Source organism: Chryseobacterium indologenes, assembly GCF_018362995.1.
Classification (GTDB): domain Bacteria; phylum Bacteroidota; class Bacteroidia; order Flavobacteriales; family Weeksellaceae; genus Chryseobacterium; species Chryseobacterium indologenes_G.
Map to the genome: position 1 here is coordinate 824010 of NZ_CP074372.1, position 17279 is coordinate 841288.

18 protein-coding genes are annotated in these 17279 nt (G+C 36.9%); 17 read left to right on the forward strand and 1 reads right to left on the reverse strand.

From position 1 onward, the window contains the following. Positions 1 to 3: 3 nt before the first annotated feature. The 16 genes from DYR29_RS03535 to DYR29_RS03610 are packed head-to-tail and all read left to right on the forward strand — an operon-like array spanning position 4 to position 15889. The gene (locus tag DYR29_RS03535) at positions 4 to 1092 is read left to right on the forward strand and encodes a major capsid protein (protein WP_213279318.1); all 1089 of its coding nucleotides are present in this window, start codon (positions 4 to 6) and stop codon (positions 1090 to 1092) included. Next, positions 1092 to 1412 (forward strand): DUF6706 family protein, encoded by a 321-nt coding sequence (locus DYR29_RS03540; protein ID WP_213279319.1) that lies wholly within the window; start codon positions 1092 to 1094, stop codon positions 1410 to 1412. The genes DYR29_RS03535 and DYR29_RS03540 overlap by 1 nt, the downstream gene beginning before the upstream one ends. Then, entirely contained in the window at positions 1403 to 1732 is a 330-nt protein-coding gene (locus DYR29_RS03545) for a hypothetical protein (RefSeq protein WP_213279320.1), read from the forward strand. Before DYR29_RS03540 ends, DYR29_RS03545 begins: the two co-directional genes overlap by 10 nt. Then, entirely contained in the window at positions 1723 to 2139 is a 417-nt protein-coding gene (locus DYR29_RS03550; protein WP_213279321.1) for a hypothetical protein, read from the forward strand. Before DYR29_RS03545 ends, DYR29_RS03550 begins: the two co-directional genes overlap by 10 nt. Continuing rightward, positions 2136 to 2546 (forward strand): hypothetical protein, encoded by a 411-nt coding sequence (locus DYR29_RS03555; protein WP_213279322.1) that lies wholly within the window; start codon positions 2136 to 2138, stop codon positions 2544 to 2546. Before DYR29_RS03550 ends, DYR29_RS03555 begins: the two co-directional genes overlap by 4 nt. An 8-nt stretch (positions 2547 to 2554) precedes the next feature. Continuing rightward, a complete protein-coding gene (locus DYR29_RS03560) occupies positions 2555 to 3058 on the forward strand; it encodes a hypothetical protein (protein ID WP_213279323.1) in 504 nt (167 codons plus the stop codon). 44 nt (positions 3059 to 3102) lie between these two features. Then, the gene (locus DYR29_RS03565; protein WP_213279324.1) at positions 3103 to 3555 is read left to right on the forward strand and encodes a hypothetical protein; all 453 of its coding nucleotides are present in this window, start codon (positions 3103 to 3105) and stop codon (positions 3553 to 3555) included. A 17-nt stretch (positions 3556 to 3572) separates the two neighbouring features. Beyond that, positions 3573 to 3767, forward strand: a complete 195-nt coding sequence (locus tag DYR29_RS03570) for a hypothetical protein (RefSeq protein WP_213279325.1) — start codon at positions 3573 to 3575, stop codon at positions 3765 to 3767. After that, on the forward strand, positions 3767 to 8239 hold the full coding sequence (locus DYR29_RS03575; RefSeq protein WP_213279326.1) for a tape measure protein: 4473 nt from the start codon (positions 3767 to 3769) through the stop codon (positions 8237 to 8239). Before DYR29_RS03570 ends, DYR29_RS03575 begins: the two co-directional genes overlap by 1 nt. A 2-nt stretch (positions 8240 to 8241) precedes the next feature. Beyond that, on the forward strand, positions 8242 to 8730 hold the full coding sequence (locus DYR29_RS03580) for a hypothetical protein (protein ID WP_213279327.1): 489 nt from the start codon (positions 8242 to 8244) through the stop codon (positions 8728 to 8730). Then, positions 8727 to 9749, forward strand: coding sequence for a hypothetical protein (locus DYR29_RS03585; RefSeq protein ID WP_213279328.1), 1023 nt, complete (start codon positions 8727 to 8729; stop codon positions 9747 to 9749). Before DYR29_RS03580 ends, DYR29_RS03585 begins: the two co-directional genes overlap by 4 nt. A 4-nt stretch (positions 9750 to 9753) precedes the next feature. Next, a complete protein-coding gene (locus DYR29_RS03590) occupies positions 9754 to 11583 on the forward strand; it encodes a sialate O-acetylesterase (protein ID WP_213279329.1) in 1830 nt (609 codons plus the stop codon). A gap of 12 nt (positions 11584 to 11595) precedes the next feature. Next, positions 11596 to 14358 carry a hypothetical protein gene (locus DYR29_RS03595; RefSeq protein ID WP_213279330.1) on the forward strand — a complete coding sequence of 921 codons (2763 nt, stop codon included), beginning with the start codon at positions 11596 to 11598 and terminating at the stop codon, positions 14356 to 14358. A gap of 10 nt (positions 14359 to 14368) precedes the next feature. Further along, entirely contained in the window at positions 14369 to 14920 is a 552-nt protein-coding gene (locus DYR29_RS03600) for a phage holin family protein (protein WP_213279331.1), read from the forward strand. Then, positions 14883 to 15452 carry a hypothetical protein gene (locus DYR29_RS03605; RefSeq protein WP_213279332.1) on the forward strand — a complete coding sequence of 190 codons (570 nt, stop codon included), beginning with the start codon at positions 14883 to 14885 and terminating at the stop codon, positions 15450 to 15452. Before DYR29_RS03600 ends, DYR29_RS03605 begins: the two co-directional genes overlap by 38 nt. Further along, entirely contained in the window at positions 15449 to 15889 is a 441-nt protein-coding gene (locus tag DYR29_RS03610) for a lysozyme (RefSeq protein ID WP_213279333.1), read from the forward strand. Before DYR29_RS03605 ends, DYR29_RS03610 begins: the two co-directional genes overlap by 4 nt. A 29-nt stretch (positions 15890 to 15918) precedes the next feature. Here DYR29_RS03610 and DYR29_RS03615 read toward each other — a convergent pair whose 3' ends face one another. Continuing rightward, positions 15919 to 16686, reverse strand: coding sequence for a BRO-N domain-containing protein (locus DYR29_RS03615; RefSeq protein WP_213279334.1), 768 nt, complete (start codon positions 16684 to 16686; stop codon positions 15919 to 15921). 156 nt (positions 16687 to 16842) lie between these two features. Between DYR29_RS03615 and DYR29_RS03620 the strand changes: the two genes are divergently transcribed. Then, positions 16843 to 17142 (forward strand): hypothetical protein, encoded by a 300-nt coding sequence (locus tag DYR29_RS03620; protein WP_213279335.1) that lies wholly within the window; start codon positions 16843 to 16845, stop codon positions 17140 to 17142. Positions 17143 to 17279: the final 137 nt, after the last annotated feature.

Consider the following 17279-nt stretch of genomic DNA (forward strand, 5'->3'; position numbering starts at 1 on the left):
ACAATGGCAGAAATTAATGCACAAAATGTAGTACAGGAGTTCAAAACCGATGATTGGAAAGCAATTGTACAGGCATATCCTTTAGGGGCACTTTATTATAGAGAATTTTTCCCGCTTGAATTCAACACTGGACTTGATTACACGATGCTTGAAAAGGCAGCAGGAGCAAAAGTAATGGCTGATGTTGTTGCTTTAGGGTCAAGAGCAATCAGAAAAGGCCGTGATTTCGTAGAGAAGTCAATGGGACAGATCACTAAAAAGGAAATCGCCAGAGATAAGGACGAATATGATATGTTCAAGATCAGAGAATTAAGAACTGCTGCAATGGCATATCCTAATAACTCATCTGTTAAGAACCAAATGATCAATATGATCTATGATGATGTTCCTTTCGTAATCGATGGTATTAATGCACGTTTGGAGTTTGAAGCAAAGCAATTAGCATCCACTGGAAAAGTAACTACAACAGTAGCAAATAACGAAGGTGTTAAAAACATTTCTCTTGACTATGGCGTTGCTGTCCAGAATGCACAAAAAGACTGGTTTGCAGATGCTACAGCAGATCCGATAGAGGAAATCCAAGCATTGCAAGATGAAGCAAGGAAAACCGGTAATCGCTACATGTCTGTAACCCTGGAAACAGACACACTGAATAAGGTCTTAAGAAATCAGAATACAAAGATGTTTGTATTGGGTATTCCGGTAACTCCTGGAACCGTACTTCCTTCGGTTACTCTTGCACAGCTAAATGCTGAGTTATCAGCTAAAGGACTTCCTGTATTTAAAGTTTGGGACTCATTTGTTCAAACTGAAAGTAAAGCAGGAGTTAGAACCGCTGTTTCCGGATGGGCACAGGGAAACATTACATTGACAATTTCACCAATCATTGGTGTTACGAAATACACTGTATCTGACGAGTTTAATATCAAGACAGGAATTGAAATCTCAAAAGAGGTAAAAGACGATTTCCTACTTGTTAAAACATGGGGGACGGAAGATCCACAGATTATGTCAACGAAAGGAACTGCCTTTGCTATTCCGGTATTCAATGACGTGAAAAAATCTCTAATTCTGAAAACAAAATTAGCATAATGACTATCGGGGAGTACATACAAGAAAAATTTTCTCTTTGGTCGGTTGAGTATTCCGATGGAATGGTTGCGGCTGAATTGGCTCGCGTGAACCTTAACCCATCCGAAACCATAACGAATGAAACAAACCTTGATAATTTCTTTTATAACGTAATCCCCGATCTCATTAATATGCCTTCCAGTATTTCTGAGGGTGGTTATTCTATCTCCTATGATAAAACCGCTCTCTTGAAATACTACTCAATGGTTGCACGCAAGCTCGGTAAACCTGATTTGCTCTCAGAAAATACAATTACAGATATCACTTCAAAATGGGCATAAAGCAATTTCCATACACGCTGAAGGTATTCAAAAAGACAGAAGCTCAACAGGATCCTGACAATGGTAGCTGGATTCCTGGATCTGAAGAATGGATAACTATTTCTAAGTGTAGAGACGAAGGAAACGGGGGAGGAAATAGAATCGTGACCACAGATGGAGAAACATATGTCTTTGGAGCGGTCATTTATATGTCAAAAAACAGCCCATCTGTTGAATTGGGGGCAAGGGTCAGAGTATTGGACAAAGACGGAAATACAAGGCTGGAAGGGGACAATAAGCTATTCAAAAAAGAACAACTACACGCAAGATTATGGGTTTAACACTGGACAGCTCCGGATTTGAAAGACAGATTCTACATGCAATGTTGGAGCTAGAGGCAAAAATGGTTCAGATACTATCTGATGCAGGTCGTGTAATAGCAGCTGCAGCAAGAGCCAATGGAAACTATAGAGATGTTTCCGGAGATCTTAGGAATGCAAACGGGTTTCTCTTAATGATTGATGGTGTGATCAAAGCTGAAGGTTTTCTTTCAGGTAATGGAGCAACAAAAGCAAGAGTATTAGCATTACAGGTTTCCAATAGTTCAAGAGGTATGATAAGTCTAGTTGTAGTTAATGGAATGGATTACGCTGCGAAGGTGGAAAGTAGAGGTCTTGATGTTCTTACGTCGGCTGAGCAATTCGCTAAAAGAGCAATTCCACAAATGATAAATCAACTGAAGCAATGAAGACGGTTTTAGAAGCAAAACAGTGGATTTTTGAACTGCTTACACAGTCAAATATCAGATCTGTGATTTCCGGGAATATCTACAAAGACAAAAGACCATCCGGAAGCAAGAAAGAAGATATAGTCATCAATGATATTTCAATGGATAATTCATTCTTACAAGATGGTGTCTTCAATGTGAATTGCTATGTTCCCATGCTATCGGTAAGTCTTAATGGGATAACTCAATATATGCCAGACAACAATAGGCAGTTAATAATTGCTCAGGCAGTAAGCCCCGTGTTTCAGAACATTTTCCGGCCTCAATTCAACCTTACAGTGGAAAGTCACAAAACCTTTGAGGAAGAGGTAGAGAAAGCGAATTACATCAATTTCAGAATCAATTTAAAAGCATATAACAACAAATAATAAAAACAATGGCAGGACAAATTAATATCGGGGTTGCAGAGATTGCAATTGGTGCAATCGCAGCCGATGGAGATATGGGAACCACCTTAGCCCCACTGGGCTATACTGAAGAAGGTTCCGCACAGATCAATTGGGATGATCCCACAGAAACTGAATTCAAAGTTGAGGAGCTCTCAACACCTATTCATATTCAGTCAACAGATGGAAAAAAAACAGTTGTGTTTAAAGTAGCAGATCCAGACCTTGATACATTCGTTGAAGCATTCGGAGGGACAAAGTCAGGAACTGGAGCAGACGAAGTTTTCAATTTCCCATCAAAAACACCAACAATAGAGAAATCTTTGAAGTTTACACCGGAACAAGGTATTGGACTCAAAATTCCAAGAGCAAAAATTACTGCGAAACTTTCTTCTAATATTGGAAGAGCTGCATTACTGGGAGTGGAAATATCCGCAACGGTATTACAGCCTAAGAAAGCAGGAGTTGCTCCACTGATTGCATTTACGGTATAACTGAAAAGCCTATCTGAGGGTAGGCTTTTTAAATAAACATTCATATGGAAAACATTGAATTAGAGAAGGAGGAATTAGAATTATTGACCGGTCAAGGATTCAGCTTTGAAACATTGTTGTTTGGTAAAAAAAGAGAGTGGCGAATTGGTAGACTTTCCATGGGGAAGATGCTGAAAATAGCAGCAATTTCCATCAAAATCAAAGTAGATGAAGAAGCTCTTTCAAATAGTGATCTTTCGGTCCAGCTTCCGGCACAATATGAAGCAGTTCGAGATAATGCAGAATTATTAGCTGAAGCCGTTGCAATTGCAGTTGAAAGTAAACTTCCTAAATGGCTTCTTAAATGGCATTTTCTAAACTCTCTTAATAGCGAAGAGATAATGAAATTCTCGCTCGAACTATTGAAATTCTCAAACTATCAAAATTTTATGACCTCTACGGTATTAATGAACGGGAACCGTCCGACCAAAGCGATGCCGATAGAGAAAGCGGTCTAAAAACAATATACGGAGCTATGGGGCAAATATGCCACCACTTCGGATGGACTTTAGATTATCTGCTTTGGGAAATAGACTGGCGAATAGTACAGCGAATGCTCATTGACGCCCCTAAATACGAGTCGAAAGACGAAAAAACAGCCAACAAAACTTCCATTAATCTGTCTGAACAGACTTCAGAAGATTTCCTAAACAAGCTATTTAATAAGTAATGAATACCAATAACGGAGCCTTATATTTTGGAGCAGGAATAGACACCACTCAGTTTCGTAGAGATATCGACTCTATGAGAAGAGATATTTTAGGACTAAGTCAAACTACTGTTCAGGCAACCCAGAATATGGATTCTGCTTTTAAAAATGTATTTGCTGGGATTGCTGGATATTTCTCTGTAAGTGCGATTAAACAATTCGTTACTGAACTGATTAATGTAAGGGGAGAATTCCAAAAGACTGAGATAGCATTTGCTACAATGCTTGGTGATGCTGGAAAAGCACAAGCCTTAATGGGGCAAATGGTCGATCTAGCAGCAAAAACGCCGTTCTCATTACAAGATGTTTCCTCTGGAGCAAAACAATTATTGGCTTTTCAAATCCCAGCAAATCAAGTTGTAGATACCTTAACAAGACTTGGTAATATTGCAGCAGGATTATCCGTTCCTTTAGCTAGAATCAATCTTGTTTATGGTCAAGTGAAAGCAAAAGGTAAATTGATGGGTGATGACCTAAGACAATTTACTGAAGCTGGTATTCCAATGGTTGCAGAATTAGCTAAAAAATTCGGAAAAACAACCTCTGAAATCTCCGCAATGGTTTCCGCCGGTAAGATTGGATTCAAAGACGTGAAAGATGTTCTATTCTCTATGACGAATGAGGGTGGGATGTTTTTCAATCTAATGGAAAAGCAATCCAAGTCTCTATCCGGACAAATTTCCAATTTAGGTGATACCTGGGATCAAATGCTAAATAAAATTGGAGAAAGTCAAGAAGGAGTACTTTCCGATGGTATTCAAGGCTTAACCTATTTAGTTGAACACTATCAAGATGTAGGTAAGGCGATAATGACACTTGTTGAAATCTATGGTGCATATCGAGCTGCATTAATCGTTACAAGTATTCTTCAGGGAAATCTTGCTTCAACAGCAATTATCCAAGGCTTTGCGAATCTTATAAAGATGATTCGGGGTGCTACTGTCGCTCAGGAAGCTTTAAACGCTGCTTCCCTTAAGAATCCGTACGTATTACTTGCCACTCTCATAGCAGCATTGATTGCTATAACGTATAACTACAGAAATGAAATTGGTGAGCTGATAGGCATAATAGAAAAGCAAACTACAGCACAAAAAGCACAAGAAGCTGTAATGTCATCATATAATAACAGCTTTGGTAAAGGTGTCTCACAAACAAAAGCAAACATAACAGAATTAATCAACATTATTCGTAATGAGAATTCTTCCTTAGATCAAAGAAAGCAGGCATACGAACGATTAATTGCAATAGACCCAACATTTAGAGGAACTCTCGACGCTCAATATCAAGCGACTCGTAAGCTTGGTGAGGCAATGGATTATGTAGTAGGTAAAATAGATGCTTTCGCAATGGCACAAGCTAAAGCAGCTGCGGCCAGAAAATATCTGGAAGAATCTTTTGAGGAACAATTTAAAGCCGGTGCTTTAAAGACACAGGTCATGGACGCAGATGCTGAAGCAAAAAAATGGAGAAAACTCTCAGATGCAGCTGAAAAAGCTGGAAAGGCTAGTTTAGATCTTTTGCGAAAGGCTACTGCTGCAGAAAAGAAGCGAGATGAACTGGCTAAGAAGTGGAGAGAACAGCAGGATATTGCCAATGAAAAAGGCTCTATTTCAAATACTATCATACGAAATAATAATGCTGAGATCGCACAAGATGAAAAAAGAGTAGCCTTCCTTAAAGAAAGAATAAGACTTAATAAAGATAATGGGGAACAGATTGCATTGTACAATAAAGAGCTTGAAAAGCTTGAGTATAAACTATCTGGCTTTAAACCTGAAGTTGTTAAAGATGATGAAGAAAAGTCTGCATCATTAGGTTATGTTGAACAAATTGAAGCTAAAATTTCAGAATTAAAGGATGCTTATAAAAAAGCCTTAACACCAGCGGCGGCAAGGGCAATCAACGTTGAAATTGCCAAATGGCAGGCTAAATTAGATGCTCTAAATCCTAAAAAAGACAAAAAAGACAATAAGCAGTTAGCTGAAATTCTTCCTTTTGGCTCTCCAAAACAAATTCAGCAACAAATGCAACTTCTTAAAGAGGCAATGGATCTTGTTGAAAATGGGATGGTTAAAATAAGAAAGTTGGATAAATATGGCAAAGATAAAGACAAAAAAGGAAATCCATATTTAACTGGTGAAATTATTACCCTGGAAGAAGCTGGCAAAAGGTATGAAGAATTAGACTCAAAACTAAAAGCTGTTCAGTATAAAAACTTTGAGGAAACAATTGCTGAGACAAAACGTCAAATTGAAGTCCGTGATAAATTATTGAAGTCTGGCTACAGCAAAGAAGTGGTTGATGAAATGTTCCCTGCTGTGAAAGATAAATCTTTCCTTCAATATCTAAATGAGACCGGTACTGCATTAGAAAAATTAAAAGGAAAAGACTCAGCGGAGAATTTGGTTAAACTACAGGGTGTATTGTCTGACTACACTCAGTCAGAAACTTTCATTGAAAACGTAAACAAGCAAATTGACGATTTAAAAGCGAAGTTTTCAGGAAACGAGTTGATTGATAAGTTGGAAAAATTCAAAAAAGCCAATTTAGAAGGCACAACTGGAGATGAAAAAAATGCAAAAAATATTGCTATCACTAAAGCGCAACAAGACGAACTACAAAAGCAAAAAGATTTCCAGAACACATTCATAAAAGATAAAGAGACTTTTGAGCAAAGGAAATTAGAAATAGAATCAAAATATAATGAACTAAGAAAACGAATTCTGGAATCCCGTGCTTCTGACGAAGAAAAATCAAGACTTACTAAAGAAACCAACAAAGATCAAGCTAAAGAAATTTCCTCCCTGTCATGGGAAATGTTCCAAAAGACTGATGCATATGTTAAGGCTTTCGGAGATCTTGAAAAAGTGGGGCCACGTGCTTTAAAAAAGATCCGTGAGCAATTTAAAGCTTTCATTGAATCTGAAGCTGGTCAAAAATTAGGTATTCCAGAAATGAAAGCATTAATGGAAGTCTATGAAAAGCTAGATGAAACTTCACGAAATCGAAATCCCTTTGAAGCTATTGGTATTGCAGTAGATAAGTATAAAACGAAAAGAGATGAATTAAATAAAATTGAAAAGGAATCTGGGAAAGGAAGTGATGCTTATCAGCAAAAATTAGATGAAACCAAAATCACCTTTGAAGAAATTGTTGATGCCTCGTTTGATGCCTCAAAAAAAATGACAAGTTATTTTTCAGGGATAACAAGTGCTATCGGTGGAATGTCAGAAGAGCTTAGAACAACAATAAGTGATGTTGAGCAACTTGTAGAGGGCGTTTACAATGCATTTAAGGGATTTTACGGCAACAAAGGCCAAATGATCACCGGGATTATTCAAATTGTTGGATCATTATCCAAAATAATGAATGGTGATAATCAAAAAGAAGCAGTTATAAAAGGATGGCAGAAGGATATTGAAAACCTTAAATTTTTATATGAGCAGCTTAATAAAGAAATTGAAAAAACGGCAGGAGAGGCATCAATAAAAAAATATAGTGAGTTAATTGCCAATCTTAAAAAACAACAGCAGTTACTTATTGATATGCGTACTAAGGAATCTGAAAAAAAGAATCCAGATGTCGATAAAGTAGATAATTACAGCAATCAAATAAGAGATATAAGCGCTCAGGTTGAGGAATTGGTCTATACTTTTAAACAGACTGTTACTACGGTTGAATTTAAGGATCTATCAAAAAAATTAGCAGATGCATTAACCGAAGCATTTGGGCAAGGTGAAGATGCTGCAAAAGCTTTTGACAAGGTAGTTGATGACGTTATGCGAAATGCTGTTCAGAATGCTTTGAAGGTTAAAATCCTTGAGCCGGCTGTACAGAATATGGTTGATCAACTATATTCTTCGATGGGATTTGGCAATTCCAACACATCTGCTGTTCAATCAGAGATATCAGCTGTTGAAAATAAACTAAAAGAAATTGAAGAAAAGCTCAAAACGGCGGGATTTCAAGAAAGTCTGTTTTTAAAGGATATTCAGAAAGAACAGTTAGAAAAGTTGAAATTATTACAACAACAATTAACTGAAATATATTCTAACGGAAGCTTTGATGGATTAACTCAGGAAGAAAGAGATAAGATAAAAGCAATGGGAGAGGATGCCATGAAGAAATACATGGAAGCCCTTAAGCAATATCAGGATCTTTTCGGTCAGTCTGCAGAAAATGCCCAAGGTCTTAAAGGTGATATCAAAGGAATTACTGAAAAGACAGCGGGAGCATTGGAAGGGCAATTCAATGCTGTAAGAATAAATATTTCAGAAGTATTAAAAATAATGAAAGGAAATCAGACTGTAGCCAATGCACAAACGGTCCTTCTATCCAAGATTGAAAGTAACACGAGTAATTTAATACAGATCAGAAAAGATATGGCTGAATTAAACAATAAAATCAAACCCGGTCTTGCCGGCATTCCATAATCATGAATCTACAAGAAATATATACCGAAGCAAAAAAGATTGGACTTTCCCGCAAATGCGATGTTAGAATGAGTTCTGATTTGTCGATCAAAAACCTCTGTTCCATGTACTTTGATGGTGATGATTGGTCTATGGAGTATGACTTTCCCAAGTTGGAGATTCTGAGAAAGTTCCGGGGAAAGAGTGAGGTGTACGGAATCTTTACGGATTATAAGGGAATGCCGAACAATATTGCAAAAGCAGCCTTTTTTGGAGATTCAAATATTCAGATGATCTACAATGGCTTTTCTGTCTCTCAGTTGGTTTTGAGACACAGTACAAAAGCAAAGATTACAGCAGCAGAAAACGCAATTCTAATAATTAATATCCTAGATAATGCAGAGGTTGATATTAACTGTATCGAAAATGCAAAAGTAAAAGTCTTTCAGTACGGTGGAAAAATAAAAAGCACAGGAGATGTAAGAATCACAAAAACAAGTTTCAAAAAATGAGTGAAGTAAAATATTCTTTAAACGGTAAGAGCTTTAAGGATTTCGGAGTTTATGTTTCGGATTCGGTTGGTCTTGTCGGTTTATTGGAGTCAAAAAATATCACTCAATATGATTGGGCAGAATATCATGGTATTGCTCCGGATCTCCGAAAGCCTAAATTCAAAGAAAGAACTATAGAATTGAAGTGTTTCATCCGGGGAAATAATTGGGAAGAGCTTTTCAACTCTTTCATGGTATTTGTGATTGGTGAGTTTTCAAGGCCTGGTACACAGAGAATACACATAGAGCCATTTGGATTTAAAACGCTTCCATATGAGGTGTATATGAAAGATGAGGTAAAGCCGGAAAAACAATTCTCAGACGGAGAAATGTTTGCTACTTTCTCGTTGAAGTTCATCGAGCCAAATCCAATAAAAAGAGTTCTTAAAACAACACTGGACACCTTTAAGCTTTCTTACGAGATTGATTCAGAAACAGGGATCTTCTTCGGAGACGGCACCAAGCAAACCGGTCGGGGGAATGTTAGCCTTACAAAAGACTATTCAGTACCGTCATATGAGAATTCCGGTTTATCGCTTGTAAGTGTAAGCGGTGTGAATGATCTATATTTTGAGGTATACCCAGTTCCAGAAAAATCTAACGCTTATCAATTCTCCGTTGAAGTAACTATACAAACTCCGAAAAACATAAAACTGTACGTAATCGGTAGAAAGCCTAACAATACATATGAAGCCGTGGCAATAAGTGCGATTTATGAAGGCGTTACGGGTAAAAATACAATATCAGTAATTCAGGAAGTTAATATGCCGGACTACGGGAAATTCATTTATAAAGTTTTGGATTCAGATGGAAATGAGGTTGCGGGAATAGTTTACAGTATCCCTAGAATTGAAACCGCTGAGGTCGTAGGAGAGTGGCAAAACATGTTAGGAAAAGAGAAAATAATAATAATCGCTGGCAATATTGAAGATATGAAAAACCTTCAGACTCCAGCCGAAATAATTTGGGAAAAAATATAAAAAAATGGGAGTAAATACAGTAAATGCGCAGCAGGTCACAATCAATGTAAGTGATACTATTCCACCTGAGAATTTAGCAACAATCGATAAAGATGGTTTAGTAGGAAATACCAAGTCTAAAGAGCAGTTGGAAGTTTGGCAGACAGAGGTTGAGGAAAAAATTGACAAGATTTCAACGTCTGCTGTAAAAGGAGAGGCGACTCCATCAAGTTCACCAACGCCATACGATCCAACATCATATCCCAAAGGCTTATATGAGAAATGGGAGGTTAAAACAGCAGGAACTTATACGAATTTTAAAGATGCATCTAACCAGCCTATTGTTATTTCTGCACCGGATTTAGATAAGAAGCTTGCTTACATTAACGTAACAAACGGAGTGTCCAAAAAAGATACAATAGACATTCCAGGACTTACAGCCCAAACGATATTTGATCCTGCAAACAATGAAGAACCTTCGGTAATGAAGGCAACTTATGATTCCTCGGATAAATTAGTTAAAAAAGCGCTGGAAAGCCCTGGAAGCACTTATTCTAAATTTGGCTGGGACGTAAATAACACTGCTTCCTCTAGCTCTCCTTCGTTAGTATGTAATCTTTCTCCACTTACACAACCAGGAAAGATTGGAAGAGTTACAATTAAGCCGCCTGTTGCAGGAAATTTTGAAATTTATAAAGTCAATGCCGGATCTAATCCTGTTGTAGGCAATAGTCTGACAAGGACGCTAATAACTACAGTAGCACTTACGGTAGGAGTAAATACGGTCGATATTGATGTTAACGGGGTTGCTGGAGATATGATTGCGATTAAAAATCTATCTGGATCAATTGGATATACAGATGGAGGAAGCAATAAATATTTTGATGCTTCAGGTAGTACAATTGCCAATATCAATTCTGGTTATATCGCTTATTATTTTGAAACAGTTGCACAAGGTACGGTTCAGTACCCGTTAGATAATCTACAGGAAATTGTAAAAATTGGGACATCCGATTTTAAAAAAATTATTGACGGTACCGGTTCTGCCTCTAGCCATGCAAGAATAACTATAGAAGGACAATCAAATGCTTTAGGGGTAGGACTATCTTCGGGTTTATCTTCTCCACCATACAATACTGCATTGTTTAACTGGTCTATAGATTTTTCTAGAGTATTTATTTGGAATCCTAAAACTGATCAGTACGAGAATATAAAGATCGGGGTTAACAACATGGCTTCATGGGACCCATTTTATATAGCATCTGGAGGAACACCAACAGCATCTTCATTTGGTCCGGAGGTTGGAATTGCTTTAGCGTGGCTACAGACACATAATTTTGGAAATCTATACATTGATAAAAACGTCGGTGACGGTAAACCTATTTCATATTTTCAAAAAGGAACAACCTATTATACAGAAAAAGTAAATAGAAAAACAAAGGCCGATCAATGGTTAAAAGATCGGGGTATTGTTGTATCCGAAATAGGATTTGTTTGGGTTCAGGGTGAAGGAGACATGGCACAAACTAAAGCTTATTATAAGGATCAATTGACTGCGCTAATTGTCGATAGGATTAATGATAAGTTTATTGACTCAAAAGGAAAATTAATAATTACTCAAATTCCTTCAAATTCTGCGAATTATGGACAAGGAGTTGCCGATGCGAAAACTGAATATGTTTCAGGAAATAAACTAGCCGTATTAGTTCCTTATACAAATAATTTCAATGGAGATAATATCCATCTTAACACAACTGGACAAATTAATTTAGGATTAAAGGCCGGAACAGTTTTATTATCAACAGATAGTTTTAATTATGCTGATTTGGACACAAAAGCGTACTGGAATAAATAATTTATATAGTTGATGAACAACATAGCATTATACAGAAACGGATCACCCTTGTTCAATTTAATTGAGCGAGGGAAACGTTCTGTGGAATCTGCAACGCTTAATCGGGTTATGCTTTCGGATGATTCAGTTTCGATAAAACTTAATTCCATGGAAAAGCTGGATATTCTGATCAATGATTATTTCGTATTATTTGACTCAGTTTATCGTATTAATGCGTTGCCATCCCTCGTTAAGAATAGTAATTCCTCATATGAATACAATATAGTTGCACAGGGGCTAATGTTCGATATGCAGCGTTGTAAGTACTTCAATGCAGATGCAACCGGCTTCGGGCCTGATCTGGAATTTCCTTTAATTGGGACCATTGAAGTTTTCTTATTGGCGCTTAAAAACAACATGAAGCGTTTCGCTGTCAATTGGGAGCTAGGAAACTTTACCAATGGAGAGACTAAAACAATCACTTTTGGAGATGATACTTGTCTTTCAGCAATGCAGAAGATATGCAATGAATTCAAGACTGATTTCTGGATTAAGTACGAAAACGGCAAGTATGTTATCCACACCGGAGACTACGGCAAAAAAGTTCCGATCAAATTCGAGTATGGAAAAGGCAAAGGGCTTTATTCTCTTTCACGGAATAATGTTGATGATAACGATATAGTAAACCGGCTTTATGTTTTCGGGGGAACAAATAACATCCCGAACGAATACAGGAATTTCAGCAAGAGATTAAAATTACCAAGTGCCGACTTTTTAGAGGACCAAGGCTCAATAGCTTCATTTGGGCTAAAAGAAGGCTCAATAACATTTGATGAAATTTACCCACACAGAACTGGAAAAATAACTTCTTTAGGTGATACTAAATTCAAGTTCTCTGATGTCGCCATGGATTTTGATCTCAACGAGAAAGAAGCTGATGGGGTAACGACTAAATATCTTGTTGCCGGCACATCTGCTAAAGTACACTTCAATACAGGTAATCTGGCAGGATATGAGTTTGAGATCAAAAAGGGTGGATACAATCATTCAACAAAAAGTTTTGAAATTATTCCGTTCAAAAACGATCAGGGTCAGAGTTTTCCGGATGAAAATTCAACCGCATTTCAATTTGCTGTCGGTGATGAATATGTAATACTGGATATTGTAATGCCGAAAACCTATATAGACAATGCTGAGAACGAACTTCTGCAGAAAGGCCTGGAACAATTTGAGCTAAACAAAAATGCGAAAGTTTCCTACGATCTAAATGTCGATCCGGCTTACATGGAAAAAATAGGAGTGGGGAAGTTTGATATTGGAGATTACATTCAGGTTTATGATCCGGTTCTTGGTATTGATAAAGTATTGAGAGTAAACCAAACTACAATTGATTTCATTCAAAGTGGAGATTATAATCCATATCGTACAAAAATCGTTATTGCTGACTCTTATGAGATAAATTACGCATCACAAATTGTACTCGATATAAAGCAGATAAAGAATGTAATGTCTATTACAAATCTTGGACAGATTAATTATTCAAAGCTCGGTTTAAGGACGACAGAAGAACTTAAGAATCTTGTTTTTGACACAGATGATTACTTTGATCCGGAAAACATCCGACCAAATTCGATTGAAACGAATATGATTTCAGTTGGTGCCCGCTCCCAGCAAATAAGCTGCAGCGTTGTTTTCTACGTAATGTTTGAAAATGATAAGAACAAAGTCAAAATAAATCCTGGAATCATCTATTCTCAGACTTTTGATAAAGAGTGGAATATTCCAGAAAACGTGGAAACGATTCCAGACGATCAGTTCAGATATGTTTACGGAAAATGTTCTAAAACCGATCAGACCGGTGCAATAGTTTTCAGCCAGGAACAAATAAAATTCGATGCAGATGCGAACGATTACTATTTCCTTATTGGAGTGCTTCATTCTGTGGTCGAAAACGTTCGTGTTCTGTCTATTACAGTTGGAACAACTACAATCAATGGCGGGTTGATCAGAACCGGTATTATTTCTTCTCTTGACGGCCAAATGACTATCAACCTGGATACTCAGGAAATAAAGGGAAAGATCAAATTCACGGACGGTTCAGACGGGTTTACATCTATTGATAACGGCTTGCTGATGTCTCAAGTGATCGAAGTCGGAAATAACACAGAAAGAAACGCCTTTATCTCTTCAGTAACAGATGCCGGTTCAGATAGTATCCGATTTGGAGCCGGAGCAGATTATGCGCATAAGAATGACGCTGTGTTCAAAGTGTTGCAGAACGGTAAGTTGATAGCTCAAAATGCAAATATTAAAGGAGTAATCGAAGCAGAAACAGGTACAATTGGCGGGGTTAATGGTTGGCAAATCACAACATCAACATTAACCAGTACTACCGGAAAAATTCTTTTCGGAACGGTAAATACAAATGGAGACCTTACAGATGGATTGATGATTTCTAATGACGTTCATCCGAACAGCCAATATATAGGGAATTTCATAATAAATTCTTCTAAAGATGCTGGGAATGTCATAAACACAGGAGCGTCAATTTCGGCATCCGGGAATAATGTTGGTAATACGGCCCTTGAATTAAGCGCAACAGGACCGCAGGGGAATAATAACGCTTTAACTATCAATGATGGATATGTTTTCTTAAATAATATAGGTGGTGCCGGATTTAAAGGCTTTAAAGTTTATGTGCCAGCTTTAGGAGGACAATTATTTGAGGGGTTTACAGGACAAAAAACAATAGGAGGGACTATTTGTATGTTTCAAAATGGTCTGTTCATAGGATAAATATAGAATAATGAAAGAATTTATATCAAATAACCTAATAGCTATACACTCCGGAGGAATCGGAGGAAAAGTTTGGGCATCCTTTCAGCTGGCAGCAGTTCCAGCAGTTGGGTTTTCTATTTCAGAACGGCTTACCGGGTGGTATATTGAAAGCTATGTTTTTATTTTCGTTTTAGGTTTCGCGCTTATTGCTGATTTAGTGGCGGGAATATGGAAGCACATGAAATTGGAGACATTTTCACCGAAAAAGATGATAACTGGTTTCTGCCAAAAGATAGGGCTGGTTATTCTCGTATATTTTTTAACCGAAGCATTCATACAGATAATATCTGATGCTGATCTCGATAGTGTATACTTCAAAGTTGCAAGCAAGATCATGATTTTTATTTACCCTGCCGGAAATGCTTTAGTGAACATTGGAATCATAACGGATGGTAAATTTCCTCCGCTGGCTTTTCTAAAGAAATTTGAAAAGTTCAACAAGACATTAGACATCAGAGATTTGAATCTTAAAAATAAAAGTGATGAAACTGAAAATTCTGATAATAATCCTTCTGAGTAGTGTCTTACTCGGATGTAGGACCAAGCATAAAACGTCTTTTTATTCAAAAGAAGGAAGGATGGAGATTGAGCGTGTGCGACTTGATTCTGTAAAAGAAAAGACTGTAAAAGAGTCTACTAAAAAAGTGACCGATCAAACAGTTAAAAAGCAGATTCAGGATTTTTCCGGGGATATTATCATTAAAGGTAAATCAGATACCCTGAATCCTTTGGTCTTTCACAATGTAGTTTCCGGGGATACACTTCAAAGTATTTTAATTCGCGGAACCGCGGAATACTATATCAATAATCACTACCAGAAGGCTGTAGAAGATAAAAAAGAATCTTCCAGCGAAGAAAAGACAAACATAATTCAGGACCTGGCAAAGACAGCCGTTTCAAAAGAAACTATAAAGAAGGTTGCTGCAGAAGTCGAGAAGAAAACTACTGAAATAAAAGCAACAGGATTTCAGGCCGGAATATGGATTGTTCTGGCTGTTTTGGGAGCCGTTGGAATCGTAATATTTGGAATTTATAAATACTTTAGAAAATGAAAACATCAAAAAAAGGAATAAATCTAATTACGTCATTTGAGGGATTCAGTGCTAAGCCTTATCTGGATTCTGCCGGAATTCCAACAATTGGATATGGTAATACTTACTATCCCGGAGGAAAAAAGGTGACAATGAAAGATCCAGCGATCACGAAAGAAAAAGGAATAGAGTTATTTTCAGCTGTTCTACCGACTTATGAAAAAATAGTCAACAGTAAAATTAAAGTGATCCTTACTCAAAATCAATTCGATGCCCTCGTATCGCATACTTACAATACCGGAGGTTCCGATGGTTTATTCTCATTGATTAATAAAAAAGCAGATGAGCAGGCAATCAGAAATTGGTTTACCACGAAATACATTACCGCCGGAGGGAAAGTTCTGAATGGTTTGATCCGGAGAAGAAAGGCCGAGGCTGATTTGTTCTTTGCGAAATAACTAATCCCCACCTAACAGTGGGGATTGTTTTAGTTCAAAAGCTTGGGTAAATAATCTAATGCTAATGGATCTTTTGCCTTAAAATATCCTGGTCCTCTTTCCGGGATCCAAACATCATAAACAAATTTTCTAAATGTTGGTAATGCATCTATTGGGTACATTCTAGCATCTACATCAGGTCTACCATCTGGAAATGAATGTGGATATGTTTTATGAGTACCATCGTGAACAGAATCAGTGTCTTGAAGATATTTTGAAAACAATCTACCTACCGAAATATCTGGGTACATTCCCTTTCCGTCAATCCCTTTGTCTGGAATAGAATACCCTACTTTTTCCAACTCGGCATTTAGAGTTACAAAAAGCTCGCTAATTACTGAAAAGTAATTTCTATCAATTTTATGAAAATTACCTTGATACCGTATATAAAAGTTAGGAGCTTGTGATCTATCTATCTTGCCATAAAACCCCTTCTTTCTTATTGAGGGAACTACCTCTTCAAATAGCCATGTTTCAAAAGCCTCTGCAGAAGGTAATTGTGATTTAATAATTAACCTATAAACATTTGGTTCATTGATTAATAATACCTCCTGTTCTCCACTTTTTGTAGGGATACGGTGTTTTACCGTACCCCTTTCTTTACAATGTTGTCTAACGGCTTCCGAAGGTCTTTTGTATCCTAGTGTCTTAGCTACATCAGATGCTGCAAACCATATCTCTCCATCAATTTCAACTGTTTTTATTTCATTTAACATTTGTTCTTCATCTGACTGATAATTGAAAATCTCTAATTGCATGTCGTTTAATTTATTTCAGGTTTTTATGCCCGAATATACAAATATGCTACCACACTAAATTACGGTTTCCCGTAGAGTTATTACTACATCATATCCATAAAATGTTTGCTTAAATAACTGAGCAAAGTTTTGTATCTTTACAATTAAATAAATACAATGAATTTAGATCAACACATAACATTGACTTGCGAAAATGGGTTGTTAGATAAAACAGAATTCGTTAAAGTTCAAGATCAAATACATGAAAAGAATTTCATGAACATGGAAGACTTCCATAGATTGTTGTATATCGGTTTTCCAATTGGAAGAGAATTGAAAAAACTAAAAGGAACTGAATATATTTCTGAAGTTCTACAACTTGTTAAGGATAAAAAAGTATCTGCAAGAAATTTTGTAGCTATAATTAAAAGTAATGTTTTCAATGATGGAATTTCAACAATACATCCATTAAATTGAGCAATAGAGATATAAAAATATCATCATTTATTCTTATCCTCGGAGAGATCCGGGGATTTTGTATTTTTATAAAACTTGAACTTTAGAGTTCTACTTAATTTATGTTAAGCCTCCTTCGGGAGGTTTTTTTGTGGATA